Genomic DNA, 23,995 nt, shown 5'->3' with positions numbered 1-23,995 from the left:
AAAATACACCTCTTCAATCCCACTGCACATATTTGACCCCATAAAGATATAAATTTCAAAAAATGTTCATACACTTAACGTATAAGGTTTAAATTCCTGGAAAATTCGTCATAACTAGTAAGGCGGAAGGAGGAAGATGAATGGGTATTTTAACGACAATTGGATTCATTGTGTTCCTTGGCATGATTTTAGGCGTCCTCATCTATTTCTTAAGACAAGCTTTGGACTCGAATGATTCAAAACGAATCGATGCGCATAAGGATCATGATAATTTTTCACAGTAAAGGCGGCGTTTTCATTGGAAGTGAATTTTCTTCCGGTGGGGACGTCTTTTTATGGAGATGATTCGTCTTTATGAATCGCAAATTAAAAGGCTTGGGGATTTTTTTCAACTTTACCCCTTTTATTTTCAACTTCAGCCGGTCGCTATGACTCTTCCGAAATTAACAAAAAGCCCCTGCCATCAAGCAGGGACTTCTTTCTATCCATATACTTCTTTCTCACCAAGCTCCATCACACTCGAGCACATCGGACATTTCTTTTCATCCGAAGCCGTCTCACCGGCCTCCCGCCTTTGCCAGGCAATGCAGCTCCCTCTTGTGCACAGCCAGGCTTTGACCAGGTGCAGCTTGCCGGTCCGCTTTTCGCGTGATCCTCCGCTCTTCACCTCATCCTGATGAGGTTCATTGCTGAATAAATCGCTGATAAAGCGGGAGCACTTTCTCGTTTCCCCCTGATAATAGGCTGGAGAAGAAATGTAGAGCTTCTCCTTCGCCCTTGTGATGGCAACGTAGGCAAGTCTTCTTTCTTCTTCAAGGGCCCCGTTCTCTTTGTGGGCAGACTCTTTGTATATCTTGTCCTCAAGCTTTCCGGCATTCAGGGCTGAGCTGTGCGGAAGATTTCCTTCAATTGCCCCGATCAGGAAGACGACGGGAAACTCCAGCCCTTTCGAACGGTGGATCGTCATAAGGGAAACACTGTCGCTCTCACGGCTCTTATTCTGATACACATCTTCATATTTCGCTTTCATTTCATCTATGAAATTAATGAAGCTGGAAATCGTTTCGAACCTTTTCGCCGATCCTTCAAGTTCCGTCAGCATTTCTTTAATCAGTTCCTTCTGCTCTGTCACGACATGGGATTCCTGGGCATCAATGTACTGATGATAGAATTCTTTGCGGATTTTCTTGATGGCCGCTTCGGGTGATTCCTCCTGAAGGGATTTGATGAACTTCATCCGCGTTTTAATGTTTTTCACCTGAAAAGGCTTCAGTCCGTTCATGGTTGTGAGATGGATGAGCGGATACTTCTTTCTGACCTTTCCATCCTCTTGTAAAATATGGGCCATCCCCTGATCCCTTCTGATGAACATGGTCGGAAGTATATTTCCGATTGCATCGAAATTCCGTGGGACGATGCACAATCTCAAGTAATCAACAACAGGTTTGACGGTCCAATTTTCATAGAAAAGGGAATCCTTTTGATTGTAAGGATGAAAAGGGATTTCTTTCATCAACAGTTGCTCAAAAACGGCCCGGCCGCTGCTCATCGTCCTATGCAGAATCGTGATATCCCGATAGGAATGGCCTTGTTCTATCAATCTCTCAATTTCTTCTGTAATCCAGACAGCTTCCTCGTCAGCGGTTGCCGGCCTTGAGTATAGAGGTTTCTTCTCTTCCTTCTTTGTAGCAATCAATTTCTTTTTCCGCCTGTGGACATTTCGATCGATGACCTCGTTTCCCAGGCCAATGATATATGCGTCGGAACGATAGTTTTCTTTCAGCGTCACGATCTTTGCTTCCTGAAATTCATGATCAAAATCAAGGATGAACTCATTTCTGGCCCCGTTGAAGGAATAAATCGTCTGGTCGTCATCCCCGACCACGAATAGATTCCCATGGGCGGCAATCATTTTAATCAATTCATATTGTATGAGATTCGTATCTTGAAATTCATCCACCATGACGTATTGAAACCGGTGCTGCAGACTTTTCAATAGATTCGGATTCATATCCAGTAAATCGTATGCCTCTGTCAGGATATCATCAAAGTCCATTTTATGATTCCGGCGCTTCCATTCTTCATAACGGATAAGTATATCACGGATTTCCTTCTCCGATTTTGATGAGTGCGGCATTTCTTTTAGGTTCATTTTATTTAATTTATAATGTGAAAGCTTCGCAAGTAATGTCTCGGCATCATAAGGATCATAGATATTCATTTCCCGCTGAAGCTGCTTCAGGATGATTTGCTTGTAGCGTTCATTCCCGATGATTTCCTGCGTGTATTGCCTTGAACGCAGTAAATAAAGGAACAAGGCATGAAAGGTGCTCGCCTGGACGCCCTTCCCCATTCCTTCCGTACCCGGCAGGGAGTTGATGCGCTGCTTCATTTCCTCTGCTGCTTTTTTTGTGAATGTGACGAGCAGAATATTTTGCGGGAGGATATTTTTCACCTTCATCAAGTAACCGGCACGGCATACAAGGACGGTCGTCTTCCCGGTACCTGCACCTGCAAGGGTCAGACACGGACCGCCGCCATGACGCACCGCCGCGATTTGCGCTTCATTCAGATGAATGCCGGCCTCTTCTATTTTCCTGAAAAAGAATGCATCTGCCTCTTCTGAAGCAACCAATTCCCTAGAAGTCTGTCCTTTATGTAATGAGGCAGAGGGGATGTCCGTCTTCTCGGCCTCAAATGGATAAATCGAGTAGTTCGTCTGTACTTTATTCAACGCACATTCTCCTTGCTCTATTGCAAAAGTTCGTTTCCGATTCAGATAACCTTTCTATCATAACAAGCGTCCCCGGCATCCCGCAATCGATTCTGATGAAAATCAATTTCTGCCAATTCCTTTAAACAACTGTTTAAATCCTCCACATGCCGTTATCATTAGGTTTCTGGAAGTTAATCAAACGTTTGTTTAACTTTTTTCCTGAAATCATTGATTTGGAGCGTTTGCAGTTAAACAACTGTTTAACTTTTTACAGCCTGCTGCTGCAAGGATTCTGACTGTTAATCAAACGTTTGTTTAAATCGTAGTTTTTTGATTTGAAATGAAAATGTTGATTTTCTCATTATGCGGAGGTGGCGAGTTCCACATTCCACCTTCAAATTATTGGATTTTGATATTTACCGGTTCTAGCTGTTGATTGGAGTGCAAGACGAAGACTCCTGCGGGAAAAGCGAGACAGGTGAGACCCCGCAGGAGCGTAGCGACGAGGAGGCTCACCGGCCGCCCGCGGAAAGCGAAGTCTTGCACGGAAATCAACAGCGGTGTTTAATCCAGTCAACATAAATAGAATATTTTAAGAACAGGAATTGCCTATGCAACTCTCTGTTCCATGATTAAAACATTGCAAATAAAGGTAATTAAACAATAGGTGATAAACGTGAATCTAATAAAATGGGGCTTTACCCGCCGTAACTCGATCAAGGCTGAATATGACCTCTTCCCTCATTCACTGGTGATCCTCAGGAAAATCAGAACCTTCTATTTTGTTTATCAAGTCCACTGGTCATCCCTTGATCCTGTCGTCGAGACACATCATTTGGAAGAAATGGAGCTGCTTGTGAACCGTGAACTCGGATACGAACAGTATTATCTAAGACGGAGAGAAATGTAATGTTACAAACGATTTCAAAAAATGAGATAGACTGCGAAAAAGAAAGATAATCGCCTATATGCTATAAAAAATCATCCGATATCGGAATATATGGACTTTTCTGAAGATTTGAATAAGTAATGGAATTTGTTAATATGTACTTAACAAAAGATTTACACAAACTTTAAGGAAGGCGTGATTCCAATGACGTAGCGAAAGCAAAGCATGTCAGCATCACATCTTGCAACTGAAATCGGCCCGTGAAAACTGATTTCAAGATGTGTGGATATGCGGGGACGCGCAAATCTTACTTCAGGAGATGATTCCAATGAAGAGTGTAAGCGAAGCATGCTAGGATCATGTTGCATATAGAAGGTAGCCCGTGAAAACTATCTTCGCACCATGTGGGCATGTGGGGATACAGGAGCAAGAAAAAAATAAACTAAATAACATGCAACACCATTAATGTAAATTAATTGAATGTTTGGTATGTGTATTAGTAAGAAAGGATAGAACGTGTAATTGAATAAGGTTTACTTAAGTTGAGACGCTGTTTATGTGAAGTATACATAAGCAGCGTCTTGAATTGTTTATACATACTCTTCTTTTAAGATCGAGCAGACTGCCGCGTCGCAGAATACCCCTTTTTCGAAAGCGGCTTTTCTCAATACCCCTTCAAAAATGAAGCCCGCTTTAGAAAGACATTCCTTCGATGCTGTATTTTCAGAATCATAGAAAGCTTCAATTCGATTCAATGACAACGTTTGGAATCCAAAGTGGATGATAGGCTGCAGCACTTCCGACATGACGCCCTTTCTCCAATAGTCCGGATGTACTTCAAACCCGATTTCCGCTTTATAATGTTCCTTCTCCCAGCTATGGTATCCGCAGCTTCCAATGACCTTGCCGGATTCCTTCTCGGCGATTCCCCACCGTATGCCTTCATTCCTCATGAACCTGGTATTCCACCGGTTGATCAATTCAACGGCCTGGCTTTCCTGAGTAAACGTTTCGAGGTCATAATATTTCGTTACTTCATCTTTTGAGAAGTAATCAAATACTTGGGCTGCATCCTTTTCATCCATTTGTCTTAAACGAAATCGATCGGTCGTTAAAACCGGAAACACTTGTGTGAAATTCATATGGAAATCCCCTCTTTAAATGTTTGTTCCTTAGCACTATTCAACATCTTCCATTGTATTACCTTTCTACTGACAAATATCGGTTTTTTCACACTTCAGTGTTCTGTATAATAGCAATAACGAAATCAGTAAAGGATGAGGCTCATGAAAGCACAGAAAATTATAAAGAGTGAAGCTGTCTTCACCGGCACCTCCCTCCTCCCCGCTCCGGGATTTGTTGCGATACGGGGGGACAAAATCATTGGAGCAGGACCTGCTTCTGAATTGGAAAGCTATCTTGATGCCTCGACGGCGGTTATTGATATGGGTAACCGACTCGTCATGGCAGGATTTCATGACTTTCATCTTCACTTTTTTCTCGGGGCGATGTTTGAGAGCTTCTGTCAACTGACCTATGGGGGGACGGAAGATGAAACGGCGAAGATGGCAGCCAGCTATGCAAGCAATCACCCGGATGATGAATGGGTCCTCGGCTTTGGCTGGCATCATGTCCGCTGGCCAGGCCAGAAGCTGCCGAGCCGTCATTCACTGGACCGCTACCTGCCCCATAGACCAGCAATCATGTTAAACGAGGAAGCGCACAGTGCGTGGCTTAATACCGCCGCCCTGCAGAAACTAGGAATCGACCGCCATACTCCTGAACCGCCATTTGGAAGAATAGAGAAGGATGAAAACGGAGATCCTACGGGGTTTCTGTACGAAACAGCCGTAAAATACGTGACGAGAGCCTTTCAGTTTGATGAAGCGATGAAGAATAAACTGATGGAGAACATGCTTAAGAAAACAGCATCTTTTGGTATCACTTCGGTCTCAGATATGCTGCCTCTCCCGGGTTATACGCTTGGAGATCCTGCCTTTTACCGAAGCTTTGAAGAACAGGGAAAGCTGTCGACAAGGATTCACTTCCTGGATGTATTGGACGGGAACATTGAAAGAAGCCTTTCATATAGAGAGTCCTATCGCTCGGACAGTCTGCAGTTTTCAGGGGTGAAACAATTCCTTGATGGGGTTCCCCTGACATATACCGGATTCCTGCTCGAGCCATATGCTGACCGGCCTTTCGAGAAAGGCGGGACGATTTACGATTTTGAGCAATACGAACAATGGATTAAGGATGCCGATCGCGAAGGCTTCCGGGTCAGGCTGCATGCATGCGGGGACGGGGCTGTCCGCATGGGGCTCGATTTATTCGAGCATGCAAGAGATGCGAACGGTGCACGTGATTCCCGCCACACGATCGAGCATATTGAAGTATGCCATCCAGACGATTTTCAGCGTTTTCAAGAACTTGGGGTCATTGCCTCCATCCAGCCTGAACATTTGACCGCGGGATCGATGGATTCCCATGCTTATGTAGACCGCCTGGGAAGTGATCGTTCCAGGTACACATGGCCGATCGGCTCACTCCAAAAGCATGGAGCCAGGCTTGCGTTCGGTACGGACTTCCCGATTGTGGATTTGAATCCGATGCTCGGCGTGTACCGTGCAGTTACCCGTAAGCATGAAGACGGCACGCCTCAAGGCGGATGGAACCCCTCAGAAAAGATTTCACTCGGCGAGGCTCTTATTCATTACACGAAGAGCTCAGCGTATGGAAACTTTCGTGAGAATGAATTAGGTACGATTGAAGCTGGCAAGAAAGCCGATCTCGTCGTACTCGACCGCAACTTGTTTGAAGCCGATCCTGATGAAATCCTTGAAGCGAAGACAGTTATGACCGTTATGGATGGAGCAATTGTATATGAAAGCTGATTGTAAATGCAGACTAATAATGGATTGAATTCAAAAAACAAAGGCCCGTCCCATTGCTTTAACGCAGTGAGGGACGGGCCTTCAAGATTTATCCGCGTGGATTCTTCAATCCGCCGCTGTGGATGGTTTTTTCCTGGAATGGAAGATTAAGTTCTTTGCTCAGCTTTTCAAGGAAACTTTGTTCGCGCTTGGAGACGAGGGAAATGACCGTTCCCTCTGCTCCCATGCGTCCTGTTCTTCCTGAGCGGTGGATGTACTGCTTAGTGTCAGTCGGAAAATCAAAGTGGATGACATGGGATACGTCAGTGATGTCCAGTCCACGTGCAGCGACATCGGTTGTCAGAAGCAATGGCACCTTGCCTGCCCTGAAGCGGTCCAGGGATTGCTTCCGCTCCATTTTCTTCGATTCACCTGCTAGGACTTCAAGTTCCACGCCTTTGTACTTCAGCTTTTCTTCAGCTTCTGATAACTTTTCAAGCTGATTGAAGAACACAAGCGCCTTGATGTCTTTAAAGTAAGCAATGCTTCGTAATGCTTCAATCTTGTCACGAAGTTCTGTATACACAAAGATGTGATCCACTTTCGGATTATCTAGGTTGGCATCCATCTTCACGATTTCGTGGTTCTGAAGCAGATCGGCGGCCACTTCTTCTGTCCGATCGGAAAGAGTAGCCGAGAAGAAGAGCACCTGACGCTCTTTAAGCGTTGATTTGATGATGTCTTCTACTTCTCGTTTATGCTCTTGCCCCACCATTAAATCAAACTCGTCGACAACGATGGTTTTGACTTCATGCATCTTTAACTTCTTCAGCTTCATCAGTTCAATTAGCCGTCCTGTCGTCCCGACGACGATGTGAGGCTTTTTCTTTAGTTTCTCAACTTGCTTCTTTATGTTGGCACCGCCGATAAAAGCCGCACTTGTTACCTCGCTGCCTTTTGCCCATTTCTGGATTTCCTGGTGGATCTGCATCACCAGTTCTCTTGATGGGGCAAGAATGACGGCTTGTGCCTGCTTGCGCTTCGGATCGATCCCTTGAATGATCGGCAGTATATACGCCAGAGTTTTTCCCGTTCCTGTCGGTGATTCGCATACTACATCTTTACCTTCAAATATGAGGGGCAGCACGCGCTCCTGTACTGGAGTTAATGCAGCGAAACCGGACTCCTCCCAGTTTTTTTGTAAAAATGGTGCTTGTATCATTGCAGAGGTTGAATTCATTTTACTTGTTCCTTTCCCTTTCGGCATTCTAACGCGAACTATTTCCCTCTATTAGCGGCAAACATATTTCCACGACAGTGCCTTTTTGTTTTTCACTATGAAAGACAATCTTTCCTTTGTGTTTTTCGATGATTTTTTTGCAGATAGCCAGTCCCAGCCCGGTACCTTTCTCTTTTGTCGAATAGAACGGTTCACCAATTGTCTCGATTCTTTCGGGGTCCATGCCTGTCCCATTATCCGATACGATCACAAGAGCCTCACCGTCTTTTCTGTTCAGAGAAATGGATACCTTCCCTCTTCGATCATCCGGAATGGCTTCAACGGCATTTTTGATGATATTGATAAAGACTTGTTTCAATTGATTTGCTTCCGCCATCACATTCAGCGGCTCTAAGGAATAGGGTTTATATTCGATCGATACGTTATCAATGTTCGCCTGTGCTTCCATCAATACGATCACTTGCTGCAAAATCGAATCTACATTTTCAGTTTGATAATGTAAATCTTGTTGTTTCCCTAGTATCAGCATCTCCCCGGATATCAAGTCGATTCGATCTACTTCTGAAAGCATGATGTCCAAATGATCATGATTCACACTGCCGGTTGTTTTTATCAGTTGTATGAACCCTTTCAGGGATGTGAGTGGATTTCTGATTTCATGTGCCACCGCTGCAGCAAGCTGTCCGATCACTGACATTTTTTCAGAAGCGATCATCATTTCCTCATTTTTTCTGAACTGGGTTATATCCCTTGCAATGACGAAAACACCGGTCACATCACCGCTTACAATGATCGGAATAAAGGAACATCGTAGAATTTTTCTTTTTTTCCCGTTCAGATGAATGTTTGTTTCAAACATAGATCCTTTTCCAGTGAGCGTTTGGATAAAATGATCTGTCACCACCCTTACATCCTCTTCCTTGAGAAACTTCCTTAACTGAATGTCTTCCAACTCTTTCTGAGAGGCCTCCAAGAGGGATTCTGCCTCGGGATTAACAGCCATGATCTTCCCTTTTAAATCGAGCTCGAATACACCATCAGGATTATGCTTGAACAATGAATGATAATGTTCATTCTGAATATTTAATTGCTGCTCTTTCTGTCTTAATTGCTCATTGGAATCTATAACATCCCTTGTCCTCCGGTATACCAGCAGATAAAGGATGATTCCTGTGACAAATATAAAAAACCAGCCCTTGAAGCGTTGAAAGTAGATGTACAGGCTAAGCTTTTCATGCGCAAGGATCACAGAAAAATAGTCTGACAGAATAACCCAGAGTATTCCGAGCAGCACGTAAGCGAGAGCTACTTTCAAGGCGATTTCTTTGGCTTTTCTCATATTGGGTGATTCACCTAAATTCACTATAGTCTTACCTCTATACTTTCACAAATCCTGCCAATTTATCAGCATTCTTTCTTAATCCTTTTTAGAAAGAAGCTTTTTCGAAAGCGGATAGATTGCCAGGCTCTGAATAATCAAAGAAAACATGATGACTCCGAACGAGATGGATTGAATGGATTCGGCCCCTTTTCCTTCCATACCAAGAAGCAGTGCCACCGACATCGTCCCTTTGATGCCGGACCAGGTCAAGATGAATACTTCCTTCCAGCCGTAGGTTCTCCTCCATGTTTTTCTTATTTTTACAACACCAATTATAATAACATAGCGGACCAGTAAGGTAATGATAAATAATAAGAAAACCCAGCCAAGCAGAGAAAAAGAACTGTATCCGGCCGCTTTGATCCCTATTAATAGAAATAAAAAGGTTAGGATTGTTGGTTCAATGACCTCCCAAAATCCGTCCAGATGCTTCCTGAAATGATTTTCTTTGATTGTCCTGCCGTATTCGAATGAAAGCATGATACCGCTTGCGACCGTCGCGAGCACTCCGGATACGCCCATTTCCTCCGCTATATAAAAGCTTCCGTAAGCCAGGATAATGGAAAGCATGATCTGGTACCGGGAATCTGTCGTAAAATGAATCGCTTTGCTCACGAGCCAGCCGAGTAATATCCCTGTCAATGCCCCGCCTATCGAAACCCATAGGAACTCCCCTGTGAATGAAGCAAACGAATAGGATTCTTTACCGAAGTAAATACCTGCTGCAACGGTAAATAACACAATACTTGTCCCATCATTGATCATGGATTCACCTTCCACTACATCGGCAAGCTGCTGTTTTTCTGATGATTGCTTTAAAACTGAAACGACTGAAACCGGGTCTGTCGGGGTTAGGATAGTGGAAATCAACAGAGCTTCAATAAAGGAAATAGACAACGCAGGCTGTAATGTAAAATAAACCAAAACACTCATGAACAATGCAGTGATGAAGATACCGATTGTACTCAGGATGGATATTTCCCCGCCATACCTTTTCAAAGAATGTACCGGAAATTGATACGCTGATATGAATAATAGCGCGGGAAGAAACCAATAAAAGATTGTATTTTTCGTCAGTTCCATCTCTTCAAAGCCTGGAAAGAATCCAAGAATCATCCCGATCAACAGCAAAACCACCGGCACAGGGAGGTTTTTCTTCTTTTTATCAATTGTGTATACGGCATAACCGATCATGAGCAGAATCAGTATGCTGATTGGTTCGATGATGAGCACCTCCTGCCTACACGTCTTTTTCCTCTATTCCCTTTCGTATTCCCAGCCTAAACGTTCTGCCTCTGCCTAAGTTCCCATTTTTGCAAGATTGTGTTTATCCTTTCCAAATTACGGGTTATAGAGAAATATACGAGGAAAGAAGGTGTTTCGATATTTTGAGCCAACTGTATGAAAACAAAACCTTCAGTAACAGCGGGATGATCACTTTGCCCAAAAAGTGGAGGCAGCGCTTCGGGCTCATCCCCGGCAAAATGGCGGAGCTCATTTATCAAAACGATTCCATCTATATCAAACCCGCCCGAAAGGATTCCACCAATAATAAACGCTACATCTCCGAGAAAGGAACCGTCCACATCCCAAAGGAACTTCGCGAAGAAATGGGCATCACACCTCAAGATCCTTACAATCTTCACATCAACGAAGAACACAAATGTTTCATCATTAGCTGCAAAGACGAATAAGACGGAGGCCCGTCCCCGCCGCATGAAAGCGGTGAGGGACGGGCCTCCGTCTGGCCGGCTTCCAATATTTCGACTTTACTGCCAGTAGTACTGATCGAGAGTTTACGGACGTCCATGGTCGGGAATGATTGCCGAAGCTGCCTTAAAAGCCATTCGCCTGCTTCCTTTTCAACAAAGCATGCGATGGTCGGGCCTGCTCCGCTAAGCGCCACTCCAAATGCGCCAAATCTCCCTGCCACTTCCTCGACTGCCTCATAGTGGGGCAGCAGCTTCTTGCGGTATGGCTGATGGTAGCGGTCCTGTTTCATCATCTTCCCTGCAAGCTCCCAATCTTGTGTGATAAACGCTGCCACAAGTACATTGGATACCGATCCCGCAAGGACAGACTCCTGAAAGCTCATGCCTTCCGGCAGTACATTCCGCGATTCCGACGTCTTTAATTCAGTCTTCGGAATGACTGTCACCACTTCAATCGGCAGTTGGGACAGAGGCAGTAGCTTCACCCCGGATTCCGTCTGGCAGCTCACCACGAATCCTCCGTATAACGAGGCACCGACATTATCCGGGTGCCCTTCATACTTCGTCGCAAGCTCGAGCTTCTTCTGTAAGGACAAATTAAGTCCGCAAGACGCATCGGCCAGTTCAATTCCTGCTACAACCGCTGCTGCACTCGATCCCAACCCTCTTGTCAACGGAATATCACTCTTCACATATAAATGGCATGGAGTGAGCTTTTTCCCGTAAGCTTCTGCTGTGTCTTTGGCAACCTCGACAATAAAATGTGTTTCATCAGTCGGAAATTCCTTCAGCTCCTTTGAAAGGGCCGTTACATGCCACGACCGAGACTCTACTGCCTCCACTGTCAAATAAAGATCAAGCGCCAAGCCAAGGGAATCAAACCCTGCTCCTAAATTGGCGGTGCTTGCCGGGACGGTGACTTTAAAGGACCTGGCTTCACGCTTTTTCATACCCCGATCGTTCCTTTAATATAATCCTTCACCTTTTCTTTATCATTCGGAAGCTTGACCGGCTGAACCGGACTGTATTCCATTGCTGTCACGGGATCTTTCAGACCGTTTCCAGTGAGTACCGCTACTACTTTACTTCCTTTTTCAAGCACACCATTTTCAAGGCTCTTCTTAACCCCTGCAATCGATGCACAAGAAGCCGGCTCTGCAAAAATCCCTTCTTTTTTCGCAATCAACCTGTAAGCGTCGAGGATTTCCTCATCGGTCACTTCATCGATATGGCCATTCGATTCTTTCAGGGCATCCACTGCATAATCCCAGCTTGCCGGATTGCCGATCCTGATCGCTGTCGCAATCGTTTCAGGCTGCGGGAACACCCTGTTGTGAACAATTGCCGCAGCTCCTGAGGCTTCAAACCCGAACATTCGCGGCAGGCTTGATTTTTCGCGCTGGCTGTATTCCTTGAACCCTTTCCAGTAGGCAGAAATATTCCCGGCATTGCCCACTGGGATGGCGAGCACATCTGGTGCCTGCCCCAATCCTTCGATGACTTCAAACGCAGCAGTCTTCTGCCCTTCAAGACGATACGGATTAACCGAGTTTACTAGAGTCATGGATTCGGTGTGGCTCAATTCCCTTACGATTTCAAGTGCCTCGTCAAAATTCCCTTCGATTGAGATGATTTCTGCTCCGTACATGACAGCCTGGGCAAGCTTCCCTTGAGCGATTTTCCCTTCAGGAATCACGACGATGCATTTGATGCCCGCCCTCGCTGCATAGGCAGCGGCAGAAGCGGATGTATTCCCCGTCGACGCGCAAATCACGGTCGAACTTCCGTCTTCGATCGCTTTGGCGACCGCCAGAACCATTCCTCTATCCTTGAAAGAGCCTGTCGGATTCGCTCCTTCAACCTTGGCATAAAGCTCGATGCCCCATTCATCGGAAAGTGTTTTTAATTCGATCAATGGTGTATTTCCTTCATTCAGGCTTAAAAGTGGTGTCTCATTCGTGAGGGGAAGATACTCTCCATACTGCTCTAACAGGCCTTTCCATCTCATCCCTTCTCTCCCCCTTCCACTCGGTAAGAGCTTTCGATCGAATGAATCGCATGGTAATCCTTCAACTCCATCAAAATGTCCTCATAATGGTCAAGCGATGCTTTATGAGTGACAAGGACGATTTCAGAATATCCCGCTCCATTCAACGGATTCTGAAGGATTTTCTCGAAGCTCACCCCATGATTTGAAAAGATGGACGTCAGCTTCGCCAGGACTCCGATTTCATCCTGGACATGAAGGCGTAAAAAGTATTGAGAAGAAATTTCTTCGCGTTCCTTTAATTTTTTCGGGAACTGAGGATTCACGGCACTCTTACCCGTCACGCCGAGTCTCATGTTCTTCATGGTGCAGACCATATCCGATACGACGGCAGTTGCCGTTGGAAGACTTCCGGCTCCCGGACCGTAAAACATCGTTTCTCCGACGGCTTCCCCGTATACATAAACGGCGTTGTACTCGTCATTTACGGAAGAAAGCGGGTGGTCATTCGGCAGCAATGCCGGCTCCACGCTTACCTCCACCTTTTCCCCATCGCGGTGTGCATACCCGATAAGCTTCATCGTGTATCCAAACTGCCCTGCATATTCAATGTCTTCAGCCGTCACATCGGTGATTCCCTTCACCTTCACATCCGATAAATCCACATTCATCGAAAACCCGAGCGTCGACATGATCGCCATCTTTCTTGCCGCATCAAGCCCGCCTACATCCGCTGTCGGGTCCGCTTCGGCAAAACCAAGATCCTGTGCTTGCTTCAATACATCTTCAAAGCTCCGGCCTTCTTTTGTCATCTTCGTAAGGATGAAGTTTGTCGTCCCGTTGACGATCCCCATCATTTTCGTGATACGGTCGGATGCAAGTCCGTCTACCAGACTTCTTAAAATCGGGATGCCGCCTGCCACGCTGGCCTCGTAAAATAAGTCACATTCATTTGCTGAAGCTGCTTTCAGGAGTTCCGGTCCATGTACTGCCATCAAATCTTTGTTTGCCGTCACGACATGCTTCTTATTGTTCAACGCCTGGAGGAGATGCTCCTTCGTCGCTTCGATTCCTCCCATTACTTCGACCACAATATCAATTTCAGGGTCGGTCAGGACGTCTTCGGGATGCAAGGTCAAAACCCCATCCTCAATCTCAAGTCCTCTATCTTTTTCCAAGTCCTGAACAAGGGCTTTTTTCACTTTCACAGGACAGCCGATTTGATGCGACAGTTTATCCTGATGATTTTCAATGATCTTCACTACTCCGGCTCCCACTGTTCCGAGTCCCAAAAGTCCGATTGAAATTGATTCCATAAGTCGAAAACCTCCAATTGTTTATTTCTGGTGTACATTTGTATTTGTATAGAGGACATTATAGTAGAAATAATTTCCTATTACAATACCTATTTTCGTATTTTTTGAATGTAAGAGCTTTCTTTGTTGGTAGATATGTAATAAAAACTTTTAATGCCGCTTTTGATTTCCGTGGAAGACTTCGCTTTCCGCGGGTGACCCGTGAGCCTCCTCGGCTTCGCCTGCGGGAAGAAAAGCGGAGGGGCTTTGAAGAGAGGCGGGTGGCATAAGGCGAATCGACCACGAAGGCGTTCTTTGCCTTCTTGGTCGATTTGACTTATGACATGTGCCTCTAAGCCCCCGAGCTGGACAAGTCTCACATTGGCCACTTCTCCCGCAGGAGTCTTCGTCTTCCACTCCAATCAAAAGCTGGATAGGTTACTATAAACGAATATCTAAACATAACCATTACCGTTCGTACTAAGGACCTTCTCCATTTGAATCAACTCCACCTGAAAATCCCCATTAATAACAGAGGACCGCTCCTGATCTTGTCGAAGAGCAGGAGCCGTCCTTCTTTATCCGATATAATGAAGCTGCCTTACCATCTTGGATAGTTCCCGGTAGACAGGGATTTTGCTTGGATCGGCATTGCCGCCGGAGACGACACAGCCGACCTTCTTCCCGTGGACCTTTACTTTATGGCACATCGCAGCAGCAAGTGAGGCGGCACCTGCACCTTCTACCAATGTTTTCTCACGCTGAAGCATGAACATCATCGCGTACGAGATTTCTTCATCGGTCACCGTGACCATATCATCCACGTATTTGCGGATGATCGGGAAGGTCAGTTCTCCTGGTTTCTTGACCAGGATACCATCGGCGATGGTGTGCACATGATTCAGGGATCCTTTGTTTTTCCCTGTGAAGAAATTATAGGTGGCCGGTGCCCCGAGAGCCTGCACTCCAATGATGTTCACTTTTGGATTAAAGGATTTTACCGCCAGCGCCATGCCGGCAAGAAGGCCTCCGCCTCCGACCGGGACCAGGATCGTGTCCAGATCGCTGAGCTGCTGAAGCATTTCAAGTGCGACGGTTCCCTGCCCCGCCATCACTTTCGGATCATCAAATGCATGAACGAATGTCGAGCCTTTTTCCTTCATTTCTTTGACGGCAGCACTATAAGCTTCTTGATAGGTCTCTCCTTCTAATACGATGTTCGCTCCATAATGCTTAGTCGCCTCCACTTTTGCACATGGCGTCCGTTTTGGCATAAAGATTTTAGAACCCGCGTTCCGCTGAGAGGCAGCAAGCGCGACTCCCTGAGCATGATTTCCTGCGGAAGCGCAGATGATCCCTCTTGCTGCTTCCTCCTCGGACAGGGACATTACTTTGTTCATTGCCCCTCTTACTTTAAAGGAGCCGGTCCGCTGCAAGTTTTCCATTTTCATATAAATGTTTCCGCCAGTGAAAGCATTCAATGTCGAAGACTGCTTCAACGGTGTCCTATGCACTTGACCACAGATTCTTTCCATCGCTTCTACAACGTCAGCACTATTCATTAAATCCCCAAGACACTCACCTCATTTTGTTTTTCGTATTGCTGGATTTTCTCACCATAATGCAATGTCAGATCTATTTCATCGAGTCCTTCCATCAGCATTGTCTTCCAATAAGGATCGACCTCGAATGATGCGATCAGCCCTTCAGAATCGCAAAGCATCTGAGATTCCAGTGAAACCTCAATCTTATAGAGGTCTGCTTTTCGTTCATTTTTAAATAGGGCATCAACGGTATCTTCAGCTAATGAGATCGGCAGGATCCCATTTTTCAGACAGTTATTGTAAAAAATATCCGCAAAGCTTTTGGCGATGACCACCTTGAATCCAAAATCCTGCAATGACCAGGGAGCATGCTCCCTTGATGAACCGCAGCCAAAATTTTTTCCGCCGAGAAGAATTTCAGAGTCATGATACTTAGGAGTGTCCAGCTGAAAGTCTTCTCTCAGGGTTTTCCCGTCATCTTCAAAGCGCCAGTGATAAAAAAGGAACTGACCGAACCCTTTGCGTTCAATTCTTTTTAAAAATTGCTTCGGAATAATTTGATCTGTATCGACATTGTCGCGTTGAAGAGGGAATACCTTTCCCTCCAAATGATTGATTGCCATGGTTCCCCCTCCTTAGGATACTGTCGCTGCTTTTAGTTTTCTTACGTCTGTCAGTTTGCCGGTAACCGCTGCTGCAGCGGCCATTGCAGGACTGAGAAGGTGGGTCCGTGATCCGTTCCCCTGACGTCCCTCAAAGTTCCGATTGGATGTCGATGCACATCGTTTCCCCGGAGGAACGATATCGTCATTCATGGCAAGACACATGCTGCATCCCGCTTCTCTCCATTCGAACCCCGCTTCTTTAAAAATGTCGTGCAGCCCTTCTGCTTCAGCCGCTTGTTTGACCTTGAAAGACCCTGGAACTACAAGAGCAGTAACTTCCGGTTTTACTTTATGGCCCTTCACGACCTCTGCTGCCGCTCTCAAATCGCTCAAACGAGAATTGGTACATGAGCCTATGAACACATAATCCACCTGGATATCTTCAATCGACATCCCTGCTTGAAGTCCCATATAACGGAGAGCACGCTCGGTCCCTTCCTTGTCTGAAGGGTCCTCGAAGTCTTCCGGATAAGGGACGGAGTTTGAAATACCCGCTCCCATGCCGGGGTTCGTGCCCCATGTTACATGAGGCTCGATATCTTCACCCTTGACTGTGATATGATCATCGTACACGGCATCACTATCGCTTTGGAGTGAACGCCATTCTGCTTTCAGTTCTTCATATGATTTATGTTTCGGCAGATGCTCTCTTCCTTCAAGGTATTCGAACGTCACCTCATCAGGTGAGATCAATCCTGCCTTTGCCCCTGCTTCGATACTCATATTGCAGACCGTCATCCGCTCTTCCATCGTGAGGTTTTTGATGACATCACCAGTGAATTCAATGACATAGCCGGTACCAAAGCCCACTCCGTAAGCCGAAATAATATGAAGGATCACATCTTTTGCCGAGACCCCGAAACCAAGTTCGCCGGTCACTTCCACCTGCAGTGTTTTCGGTTTGGACTGCCAAAGGGTCTGGGTCGCGAGTACGTGCTCCACTTCACTGGTCCCGATCCCGAATGCGAGTGCCCCGAATGCACCGTGAGTCGATGTATGGCTATCGCCGCAAACGATTGTTTTACCCGGCTGTGTCAGCCCAAGCTCCGGACCGATCACATGAACAATTCCCTGATCAGGGTGGTGGATGTCTGACAGTTCCACATTGAACTCTTCGCAATTTTTCTTCAGCGTATCCATCTGCAGCCTGGCGATTTCATCCCGGACAATGTGCCGCTCACGGGTAGGGACATTATGATCCATCGTTGCATAGGTCAAATCCGGCCTTCTAACTTTTCTTTTCTTGAGACGAAGCCCCTCAAAGGCCTGGGGAGATGTCACCTCATGAACAAGGTGCAGATCGATATACAGCAAATCCGGCTTTCCTTTCTCTTCGTGCACAATATGTTTTTTCCATATCTTTTCAATGATATTTTTCCCTGCCATGATCTCCCTCCTGGTTCGGTAGTTTCATTGCTTTGTTGATTTTGCTTTATTACGATATAAGGACGAAACCACTATTTTCCGAGAAAATACACGGATTTCCGACACCCTTCCAACGCTGTCTCCACCCCTACATATAAGCCGACAAAATCGAACTCAACGCATGATCCGCTTCCAGACGCTCTACGACAAGCTGGCTCATCGCACCTGTTCCGACAACGGTTCCGCGTCCCATCGTCCACAGATCACCGGTACGGTAGCCGGCGTTCAATACTTCCTGCACGGCCATTTCGATCATTTCGGCTTCTTCTTTCAAACCGAACGAGTGACGAAGCATCATCGCTACCGATAGAATCATAGCAAGCGGATTGGCTTTTCCTTTACCTGCGATGTCCGGTGCGGAGCCGTGTACCGGTTCATAGAGTCCGAATGAATCCTCTCTTAAACTTGCAGAAGGCAGCATTCCAAGGGATCCAGTGATCATGGAAGCCTCATCGCTCAGGATATCTCCGAACATATTCTCCGTTACCAGTACATCGAATTGCTTCGGCTGATACATCAGCTTCATGGCGGCTACGTCCACCAGCATGTGCTCGACTTCCACATCCGGGTATTCCTCTGCCACTTCATTTACGACTTCCCGCCACATTCGGCTCGTTTCCAGCACGTTTGCCTTATCGACGGATGTTAACTTTTTCTTCCGTTTCCTGGCAAGGGCAAAAGCTTTACGGACGATCCGTTCAATCTCGCTTCGTTCATATACCAATGTATCGACCGCTACCTCATCATTTTTCCCCTGGCGGCCGGATGGCTGGCCGAAATATAAGCCTCCCGTCAACTCACGGACAATCACCAGATCAACGTCTTCCACCATCTCTCTTTTCAAAGGAGAGGCATTCAGTAAGCTTTCGAATGCTTTAACCGGCCTTAGATTAGCAAATAGATTGAACTCTTTGCGGATGGCAAGCAGTCCTTTTTCAGGGCGCTGTTCTTTTGGAAGGTGCTCCCATTTCGGTCCGCCGACTGCTCCCAGCAGCACGGCGTCACTTCCCCTACAAAGCTTGACGGTTTCAGGAGGTAACGGGGTACCGAACCGATCGACGGCTGCTCCGCCGATGTAGCCTTTCTCCACCTCGAACTCATGGCCGAACCAGTCACCTACCGCTTTCAGTACTTCTAATGCACCATCCATAATCTCTTGACCGATACCGTCTCCAGGCAACACTGCGATTTTTTTCTTCATTAGAACTACCTCCTGTTTTAGTGGAAGCACCCGCCAGGTGACAGGTGCATCCCTTTATTTTTTAAAAATTTATACTCCAGCCTTCACAGCCACTTTCTCCTTCATCGTCGCTTTCTTCTGCATCAATCGATTCACTGCATTCAGGTAAGCTCGTGCAGATGCCTCGAGGACATCCTGGGCGGTGCCGCGGCCGCTGGTGTTTTCTCCGTCATATTCGAGTCGGACATATACTTCAGCCAGCGCATCTCGTCCTCCGCCGACTGAGTTGATCTTGTAATCAAGAAGCTTGGATGGTGAAGGAAGCATCGCTTCGATCGTATTGTAGATGGCTTCCACGCTTCCCGACCCGGTCGAGGCGAGCTGCTTCAGGTCTCCGTTTTCATCACGAAGCTCGATCGTGGCAGTCGGGATATTGTCCATGCCGTATTGAACCTGCATTCTTTCGAGATTGAAGCCGGCGCCTTCGCCGATTTCCGTTTGTTTGTTCGTCAGGATACTGAAAAGATCTTCGTCGACGATCTCCTTCTTTTTATCAGCAAGATCCTTAAATGTATGGAACGCTTCATTCAGCTTTTCTTCTGTCAGGTCGAAGCCTAATTCCACAGCTTTATTTTTAAAAGCATGACGCCCTGAGTGTTTGCCTAGTACGAGTCTCGTGGAGTTAACCCCGATCAACTCCGGCGTAATGATTTCATAAGTCGTTTTCTCCTTCAGCATGCCGTCCTGGTGAATCCCGGATTCGTGGGCGAATGCGTTGTTGCCGACGACGGCTTTGTTTGCAGGGACCCTCATTCCGGTCAGCTTGCTGACGAGTGCACTCGTTTTCTTGATTTCATCAAGTTTTAAGCGGGTAGTTGCTCCATAAAAGTCTTCGCGGATCCGAAGGGCGACCGCCACTTCTTCAAGCGCCGCATTTCCTGCCCGCTCTCCGATACCATTGATGGTACCTTCGATTTGATCGGCTCCATTTTCAATGGCAGCTAGTGAATTGGCTGTTGCCATCCCAAGGTCATCGTGGCAGTGGGCCGATAATTTCACCCCTTCGATATTCGGTACGTTTTCTCGTACAAACCGGAACATCTCACCGTATTTCTGGGGTGTCATATATCCGACTGTATCTGGAAGGTTGATGACCGATGCACCTGCATCGATCACCTTTTCCATGATTTTCACGAGAAAATTTAAATCCGACCTGCCTGCGTCTTCTGCTGACCACTGAACGACCGGAAAAAACTTCTTCGCATATTTCACGGCTTCCACTGCCGACTCGATCACCTGATCAGGCGACATCTTCAGCTTGTGGGTCATATGAATCGGTGAAGTAGCGAGAAAGACGTGAAGCCTTGGCTCGGCTGTTGTTTTGAGCGATTCCCAAACTGCATCGATATCACGCTTCTGGGCTCTCGCCAAACCTGTTACAGAACTGTTTTTGACCGTTTCCCCGATTCGTTTCACTGCATCGAAATCGCCTTTTGAAGCTGCAGGAAACCCAGCTTCAATGACGTCGACCCCAAGTCGTTCGAGCTGCTTTGCCACTTCAATTTTTTCAACTGTGTTCAGATTTACACCGGCAGATTGTTCTCCGTCTCTAAGCGTTGTGTCAAAAATATCAATGGTTCGCACTCGCTACCACTTCCTTCTCTTTTTTAGAGGATTTCGGTTGTACAAATGGCATCATTTTGCGAAGCTCTTTCCCTACGACTTCAATTTCATGCTTGCTTTCACGCTGGTTGATGGCGTTGAATTCCGGACGGTTCGCCTGGTTCTCGAGGATCCAGCCTTTTGCAAATTTTCCTGTTTGAATGTCTGTCAATACATCCTTCATGCGGGCTTTCGTTTCTTCGTTCACGACACGCGGCCCGGAAACGAAATCTCCCCATTGTGCGGTATCTGAAATCGAGTAGCGCATGCCTTCAAGCCCTTGTTCGTACATTAAATCGACGATCAATTTCAGTTCATGGAGACATTCAAAGTATGCAACTTCTTTCTGATATCCTGCTTCCACAAGTGTTTCGAATCCTGCCTTCACCAGCGAAGTCAGCCCTCCGCATAGTACCGCCTGCTCCCCGAATAGATCGGTTTCCGTTTCTTCCTGGAACGTGGTTTCGAGGATTCCGGCCCGTCCAGCACCGACTCCTTTCGCGTAGGCTAGTGCCACATCACGCGCTTGACCTGATACGTCCTGATAAACTCCGAATAGTGCCGGTACACCTGCACCTTCTTCAAATGTCCTGCGTACAAGATGTCCCGGTCCTTTCGGGGCAACCAGGAATACATCGACATCTTCCGGCGGAACGATCTGGCTGAAGTGGATGTTGAATCCATGAGCGAATGCTAAAGCTTTTCCGGCTGTAAGAGCAGGCTTGATTTCTGCTTCATACACCTTAGGCTGATGTTCATCCGGAAGAAGGACCATGATCACATCTGCCTGTTCACATGCTTCGCGTACAGAATAGACATCCAATCCGTCTGCTTCCGCCTGATCCCATGACTTACCTTTTCGTAAACCCACCACTACATCAAAGCCGCTTTCCTTCAAGTTCTGTGCATGGGCATGACCTTGGGAACCGTATCCTACAACTGCTACCTTCTTCCCTTTTAAAACCTCTTCATTCACATCTCCGTTATAAAATACCTTTACCATTTCGCTCATCCTCTCCATTTTTTTTATAAAATTTACGCCGGTTAGCGGTGTTTCCGTTAGTTCACGATTGAGTACTGTTTCAGTTCCGTGACCGGTTTTCCATTCCCCCTTGCAAAGGCGGTGATGCCGGTACGGGCAATTTCCTTGATGCCATATGGTCTTAATAAGTCGATGATTGCTTCGATCTTTGGCGTTTCACCGGTTACCTGGACAGTGACGCTGTCTCTGGCTACATCGATGATGGAAGCCCTGAACGGTTCAACGATGCCATTGATTTCAGATCTCGTCTGGCCGGTGCTCAGTACTTTGATGAGAGCCAGCTCTCTGGCTACAACCCCTTGATCGGTGATATCCGTTACCTTCAGGACGTCGATTTGTTTATGAAGCTGTTTCAACAGCTGTTCGATTTTGCGGTCGTCTTCCACGTTTACGACGAAGGTCATCCGCGAAATCCCTTCCACCTCGGTGTAGCCGACCGAAATGCTTTCGATGTTGAACTGGCGCTTCGTAAATAATCCTGTTACCCGATTGAGTACTCCGCTGCGGTTATGGACCAGCGCTGTTACAATCCTCTTCATGGTTTCACCCCTAACATTTCGTGAATTCCCTTACCTGGGGCGACCATCGGATAAACATTCTCCTTAGGATTTACCAGGCAGTCTATGAGGACTGGTTCGTCACTCGTCAATGCCTCTTTTAATACCGTTTCGGCTTCCTCTTGGGTTTTCACTCGATAACCCTTGATTCCGTATGATTCAGCAAGTTTTACAAAATCGGGCTGCAGGGAGAAGAGTGACTGTGAATATCTCTCTTCATAGAAGGTTTCCTGCCACTGCCTTACCATTCCAAGCGTGCTGTTGTTCAGCAGCACGACTTTGACAGGAAGGTTGAGTTCTTTTAACAGGACCAGCTCCTGAAGCGTCATCTGGAAACCTCCGTCTCCCACAAAAGCAACGACCTTGCTGGACGGGTTCGCAAGCTGGGCGCCGATTGCCGCCGGGAATCCGAAGCCCATCGTGCCAAGCCCCCCGGAAGTCACCCAGTTATTCGGCTTTTTAAATGAATAATATTGTGCCGCCCACATTTGGTGCTGACCTACATCGGTTGTGACGATTGCTTCGCCGTTCGTCATTTCATATACTTGCTCGATTAAAAGCTGCGGCGACAATACATCATTCGTTTTGGTGTACCAGAAAGGATTTTCAAGCTTATAAGCGTGCAGATGGCGGTGCCAGTCTTCTGTATCCCCTCTTTCCGCCTCGTGCTCAAGAATTTTCAAGAGCGCCTGCTTTGAATCAGCCACGATCGGGATGTGTGTCGTCACGTTTTTCCCGATTTCAGCCGGATCGATATCGATGTGGACCACTTTTGCTTTCGGGGCAAAGGTGGCAAGGTTCCCTGTGAGCCTGTCATCGAATCTGGCGCCGATATTGATTAAGAGATCACATTCATAAAGGGCCATATTACTCGTATAACAGCCATGCATCCCTGCCATGCCTAGAAATAACGGGTGGTCTGCCGGAAATCCTCCCAATCCCAAAAGCGTATGAATGACCGGAAGATCGTAAAGTTCTGCAAAGTTTTTTAATTCTTCAGACGCTTTACCGTGTAAAACGCCTGCTCCCGCTAAGATCACGGGTCTTTTTGAAACTTTGATGGCATCCACCAGCTTCCTGATTTGAAGCGGATTCGGATAGAAATTCGGCTGATAGCCCGGCAGGTCCATCTCCACATCCTTTACAGAAGGGGCAGCCTGCACAGTCAAATCTTTCGGAATATCCACAAGTACGGGACCCGGCCGGCCAGTCGATGCAATATGGAATGCCTCTTTCACGATTCTTGGCAATTCCTTGATATCCCGGACCTGATAATTATGCTTCGTAATCGGCATCGTGATCCCGACCACATCCGCTTCCTGGAATGCGTCCGTCCCGATCACTCCTGAAGCAACCTGGCCGGTGAAGATGACAAGCGGCAGCGAATCCATCATCGCATCTGCGATTCCGGTTACCAGATTCGTTGCTCCTGGTCCCGATGTGGCAATCACGACTCCCGGTTTCCCTGACACCCGTGCATATCCTTCAGCAGCATGGATGGCTCCCTGTTCATGCCTGGCGAGAACATGTTTGATCGGGGCTTTGTATAGAGCATCATAGATTGGCAGGACTGCTCCACCCGGATACCCAAACAGAATTTCAACTTTTTCCTCCCTTAACGCCTTCATGAGCATGTCAGCACCGTTGACTTTTTCTGCCTGTGTCTGTGAAGCCGGTTCTGCCTCTAACTTAGCTCTCATTTTTGATCTCCTCCTTTTAATCGATTTTTAAAGCCGCTTGACTATGTTTTCAACTCCACATTCCATTCCAGTTAATTTCCATATAAAAAAGCCTTTCCACCCACTACGTCAGAATTTGATCTTTCGC

At 46.7% G+C, this 23,995-nt stretch carries 20 protein-coding genes; 4 read left to right on the top strand and 16 right to left on the bottom strand.

The features are described 5' to 3' along the window. Positions 1-140 precede the first annotated feature (140 nt). Positions 141-284, top strand: coding sequence for a hypothetical protein (locus tag ACUXV2_RS01010; RefSeq protein ID WP_446245213.1), 144 nt, complete (start codon positions 141-143; stop codon positions 282-284). A gap of 197 nt (positions 285-481) precedes the next feature. Here the strand turns inward: ACUXV2_RS01010 and ACUXV2_RS01005 are convergent, their stop codons facing one another. Further along, positions 482-2,734 carry a UvrD-helicase domain-containing protein gene (locus tag ACUXV2_RS01005; RefSeq protein ID WP_446245212.1) on the bottom strand — a complete coding sequence of 751 codons (2,253 nt, stop codon included), beginning with the start codon at positions 2,732-2,734 and terminating at the stop codon, positions 482-484. A gap of 658 nt (positions 2,735-3,392) precedes the next feature. On the opposite strand from ACUXV2_RS01005, the gene ACUXV2_RS01000 reads away from it, so the two are divergent. Continuing rightward, positions 3,393-3,626, top strand: coding sequence for a hypothetical protein (locus ACUXV2_RS01000; RefSeq protein ID WP_446245211.1), 234 nt, complete (start codon positions 3,393-3,395; stop codon positions 3,624-3,626). Positions 3,627-4,195: 569 nt separating this feature from the next. On the opposite strand, the gene ACUXV2_RS00995 is transcribed toward ACUXV2_RS01000, so the two are convergent. After that, the gene (locus tag ACUXV2_RS00995; protein ID WP_446245210.1) at positions 4,196-4,747 is read right to left on the bottom strand and encodes a GNAT family N-acetyltransferase; all 552 of its coding nucleotides are present in this window, start codon (positions 4,745-4,747) and stop codon (positions 4,196-4,198) included. A 144-nt stretch (positions 4,748-4,891) separates the two neighbouring features. Here ACUXV2_RS00995 and ACUXV2_RS00990 point away from each other — a divergent pair, with 144 nt between their 5' ends. Further along, entirely contained in the window at positions 4,892-6,499 is a 1,608-nt protein-coding gene (locus ACUXV2_RS00990; protein ID WP_446245209.1) for an amidohydrolase, read from the top strand. 88 nt (positions 6,500-6,587) lie between these two features. On the opposite strand, the gene ACUXV2_RS00985 is transcribed toward ACUXV2_RS00990, so the two are convergent. The 3 genes from ACUXV2_RS00985 to ACUXV2_RS00975 all read right to left on the bottom strand — a co-directional run bounded on the left by ACUXV2_RS00985 (position 6,588) and on the right by ACUXV2_RS00975 (position 10,332). Further along, a complete protein-coding gene (locus ACUXV2_RS00985) occupies positions 6,588-7,718 on the bottom strand; it encodes a DEAD/DEAH box helicase (RefSeq protein ID WP_446245208.1) in 1,131 nt (376 codons plus the stop codon). A gap of 28 nt (positions 7,719-7,746) precedes the next feature. After that, on the bottom strand, positions 7,747-9,057 hold the full coding sequence (locus ACUXV2_RS00980; RefSeq protein WP_446245207.1) for an ATP-binding protein: 1,311 nt from the start codon (positions 9,055-9,057) through the stop codon (positions 7,747-7,749). A gap of 78 nt (positions 9,058-9,135) precedes the next feature. After that, complete coding sequence (locus tag ACUXV2_RS00975; RefSeq protein WP_446245206.1) at positions 9,136-10,332, bottom strand: cation:proton antiporter; 1,197 nt, start codon at positions 10,330-10,332, stop codon at positions 9,136-9,138. A 155-nt stretch (positions 10,333-10,487) separates the two neighbouring features. On the opposite strand from ACUXV2_RS00975, the gene ACUXV2_RS00970 reads away from it, so the two are divergent. Beyond that, the gene (locus ACUXV2_RS00970) at positions 10,488-10,793 is read left to right on the top strand and encodes an AbrB/MazE/SpoVT family DNA-binding domain-containing protein (RefSeq protein ID WP_446245205.1); all 306 of its coding nucleotides are present in this window, start codon (positions 10,488-10,490) and stop codon (positions 10,791-10,793) included. Here ACUXV2_RS00970 and thrB read toward each other — a convergent pair. The 11 genes from thrB to ilvB form a co-directional block, all read right to left on the bottom strand. Next, entirely contained in the window at positions 10,742-11,761 is a 1,020-nt protein-coding gene (gene thrB, locus ACUXV2_RS00965) for a homoserine kinase (RefSeq protein WP_446245204.1), read from the bottom strand. The two genes, ACUXV2_RS00970 and thrB, sit on opposite strands and share 52 nt — an antisense overlap. Next, positions 11,758-12,819: a threonine synthase gene (gene thrC, locus ACUXV2_RS00960; RefSeq protein ID WP_446245203.1), complete on the bottom strand. Its 1,062-nt coding sequence runs from the start codon at positions 12,817-12,819 to the stop codon at positions 11,758-11,760. Before thrC ends, thrB begins: the two co-directional genes overlap by 4 nt. Next, positions 12,816-14,114 carry a homoserine dehydrogenase gene (locus tag ACUXV2_RS00955; RefSeq protein ID WP_446245202.1) on the bottom strand — a complete coding sequence of 433 codons (1,299 nt, stop codon included), beginning with the start codon at positions 14,112-14,114 and terminating at the stop codon, positions 12,816-12,818. The genes thrC and ACUXV2_RS00955 overlap by 4 nt, the downstream gene beginning before the upstream one ends. A gap of 557 nt (positions 14,115-14,671) precedes the next feature. Further along, a complete protein-coding gene (gene ilvA / locus ACUXV2_RS00950) occupies positions 14,672-15,655 on the bottom strand; it encodes a threonine ammonia-lyase (protein WP_446245201.1) in 984 nt (327 codons plus the stop codon). Continuing rightward, positions 15,655-16,260, bottom strand: a complete 606-nt coding sequence (leuD, locus tag ACUXV2_RS00945; protein WP_446245200.1) for a 3-isopropylmalate dehydratase small subunit — start codon at positions 16,258-16,260, stop codon at positions 15,655-15,657. Before leuD ends, ilvA begins: the two co-directional genes overlap by 1 nt. Before the next feature lie 12 nt (positions 16,261-16,272). Then, a complete protein-coding gene (gene leuC / locus ACUXV2_RS00940) occupies positions 16,273-17,688 on the bottom strand; it encodes a 3-isopropylmalate dehydratase large subunit (RefSeq protein WP_446245199.1) in 1,416 nt (471 codons plus the stop codon). A gap of 127 nt (positions 17,689-17,815) precedes the next feature. Next, complete coding sequence (leuB, locus tag ACUXV2_RS00935) at positions 17,816-18,928, bottom strand: 3-isopropylmalate dehydrogenase (protein ID WP_446245198.1); 1,113 nt, start codon at positions 18,926-18,928, stop codon at positions 17,816-17,818. 69 nt (positions 18,929-18,997) lie between these two features. Next, the gene (locus ACUXV2_RS00930) at positions 18,998-20,551 is read right to left on the bottom strand and encodes a 2-isopropylmalate synthase (protein WP_446245197.1); all 1,554 of its coding nucleotides are present in this window, start codon (positions 20,549-20,551) and stop codon (positions 18,998-19,000) included. Next, the gene (gene ilvC / locus ACUXV2_RS00925; RefSeq protein WP_446245196.1) at positions 20,538-21,572 is read right to left on the bottom strand and encodes a ketol-acid reductoisomerase; all 1,035 of its coding nucleotides are present in this window, start codon (positions 21,570-21,572) and stop codon (positions 20,538-20,540) included. The genes ACUXV2_RS00930 and ilvC overlap by 14 nt, the downstream gene beginning before the upstream one ends. A gap of 56 nt (positions 21,573-21,628) precedes the next feature. Next, positions 21,629-22,150, bottom strand: a complete 522-nt coding sequence (gene ilvN, locus ACUXV2_RS00920) for an acetolactate synthase small subunit (RefSeq protein WP_446245195.1) — start codon at positions 22,148-22,150, stop codon at positions 21,629-21,631. Beyond that, positions 22,147-23,868 carry an acetolactate synthase large subunit gene (ilvB, locus tag ACUXV2_RS00915; protein ID WP_446245194.1) on the bottom strand — a complete coding sequence of 574 codons (1,722 nt, stop codon included), beginning with the start codon at positions 23,866-23,868 and terminating at the stop codon, positions 22,147-22,149. The genes ilvN and ilvB overlap by 4 nt, the downstream gene beginning before the upstream one ends. Positions 23,869-23,995: the final 127 nt, after the last annotated feature.

The sequence above is a fragment of the Rossellomorea sp. NS-SX7 genome (assembly GCF_052828565.1).
This window is presented reverse-complemented; position numbering and strand designations above follow the sequence as displayed.

Coding starts and splice junctions, on each gene's coding strand:
- leuC (WP_446245199.1), bottom strand. CDS start 17,688: ATGGCAGGGAAAAATATCATTGAAAAGATATGGAAAAAACATATTGTG.
- ACUXV2_RS00985 (WP_446245208.1), bottom strand. CDS start 7,718: ATGAATTCAACCTCTGCAATGATACAAGCACCATTTTTACAAAAAAAC.
- ACUXV2_RS00995 (WP_446245210.1), bottom strand. CDS start 4,747: ATGAATTTCACACAAGTGTTTCCGGTTTTAACGACCGATCGATTTCGT.
- leuD (WP_446245200.1), bottom strand. CDS start 16,260: ATGGCAATCAATCATTTGGAGGGAAAGGTATTCCCTCTTCAACGCGAC.
- ACUXV2_RS00955 (WP_446245202.1), bottom strand. CDS start 14,114: ATGGAATCAATTTCAATCGGACTTTTGGGACTCGGAACAGTGGGAGCC.
- thrB (WP_446245204.1), bottom strand. CDS start 11,761: ATGAAAAAGCGTGAAGCCAGGTCCTTTAAAGTCACCGTCCCGGCAAGC.
- leuB (WP_446245198.1), bottom strand. CDS start 18,928: ATGAAGAAAAAAATCGCAGTGTTGCCTGGAGACGGTATCGGTCAAGAG.
- ACUXV2_RS00980 (WP_446245207.1), bottom strand. CDS start 9,057: ATGAGAAAAGCCAAAGAAATCGCCTTGAAAGTAGCTCTCGCTTACGTG.
- ilvB (WP_446245194.1), bottom strand. CDS start 23,868: ATGAGAGCTAAGTTAGAGGCAGAACCGGCTTCACAGACACAGGCAGAA.
- thrC (WP_446245203.1), bottom strand. CDS start 12,819: ATGAGATGGAAAGGCCTGTTAGAGCAGTATGGAGAGTATCTTCCCCTC.
- ACUXV2_RS01010 (WP_446245213.1), top strand. CDS start 141: ATGGGTATTTTAACGACAATTGGATTCATTGTGTTCCTTGGCATGATT.
- ilvC (WP_446245196.1), bottom strand. CDS start 21,572: ATGGTAAAGGTATTTTATAACGGAGATGTGAATGAAGAGGTTTTAAAA.
- ilvN (WP_446245195.1), bottom strand. CDS start 22,150: ATGAAGAGGATTGTAACAGCGCTGGTCCATAACCGCAGCGGAGTACTC.
- ACUXV2_RS00990 (WP_446245209.1), top strand. CDS start 4,892: ATGAAAGCACAGAAAATTATAAAGAGTGAAGCTGTCTTCACCGGCACC.
- ilvA (WP_446245201.1), bottom strand. CDS start 15,655: ATGAATAGTGCTGACGTTGTAGAAGCGATGGAAAGAATCTGTGGTCAA.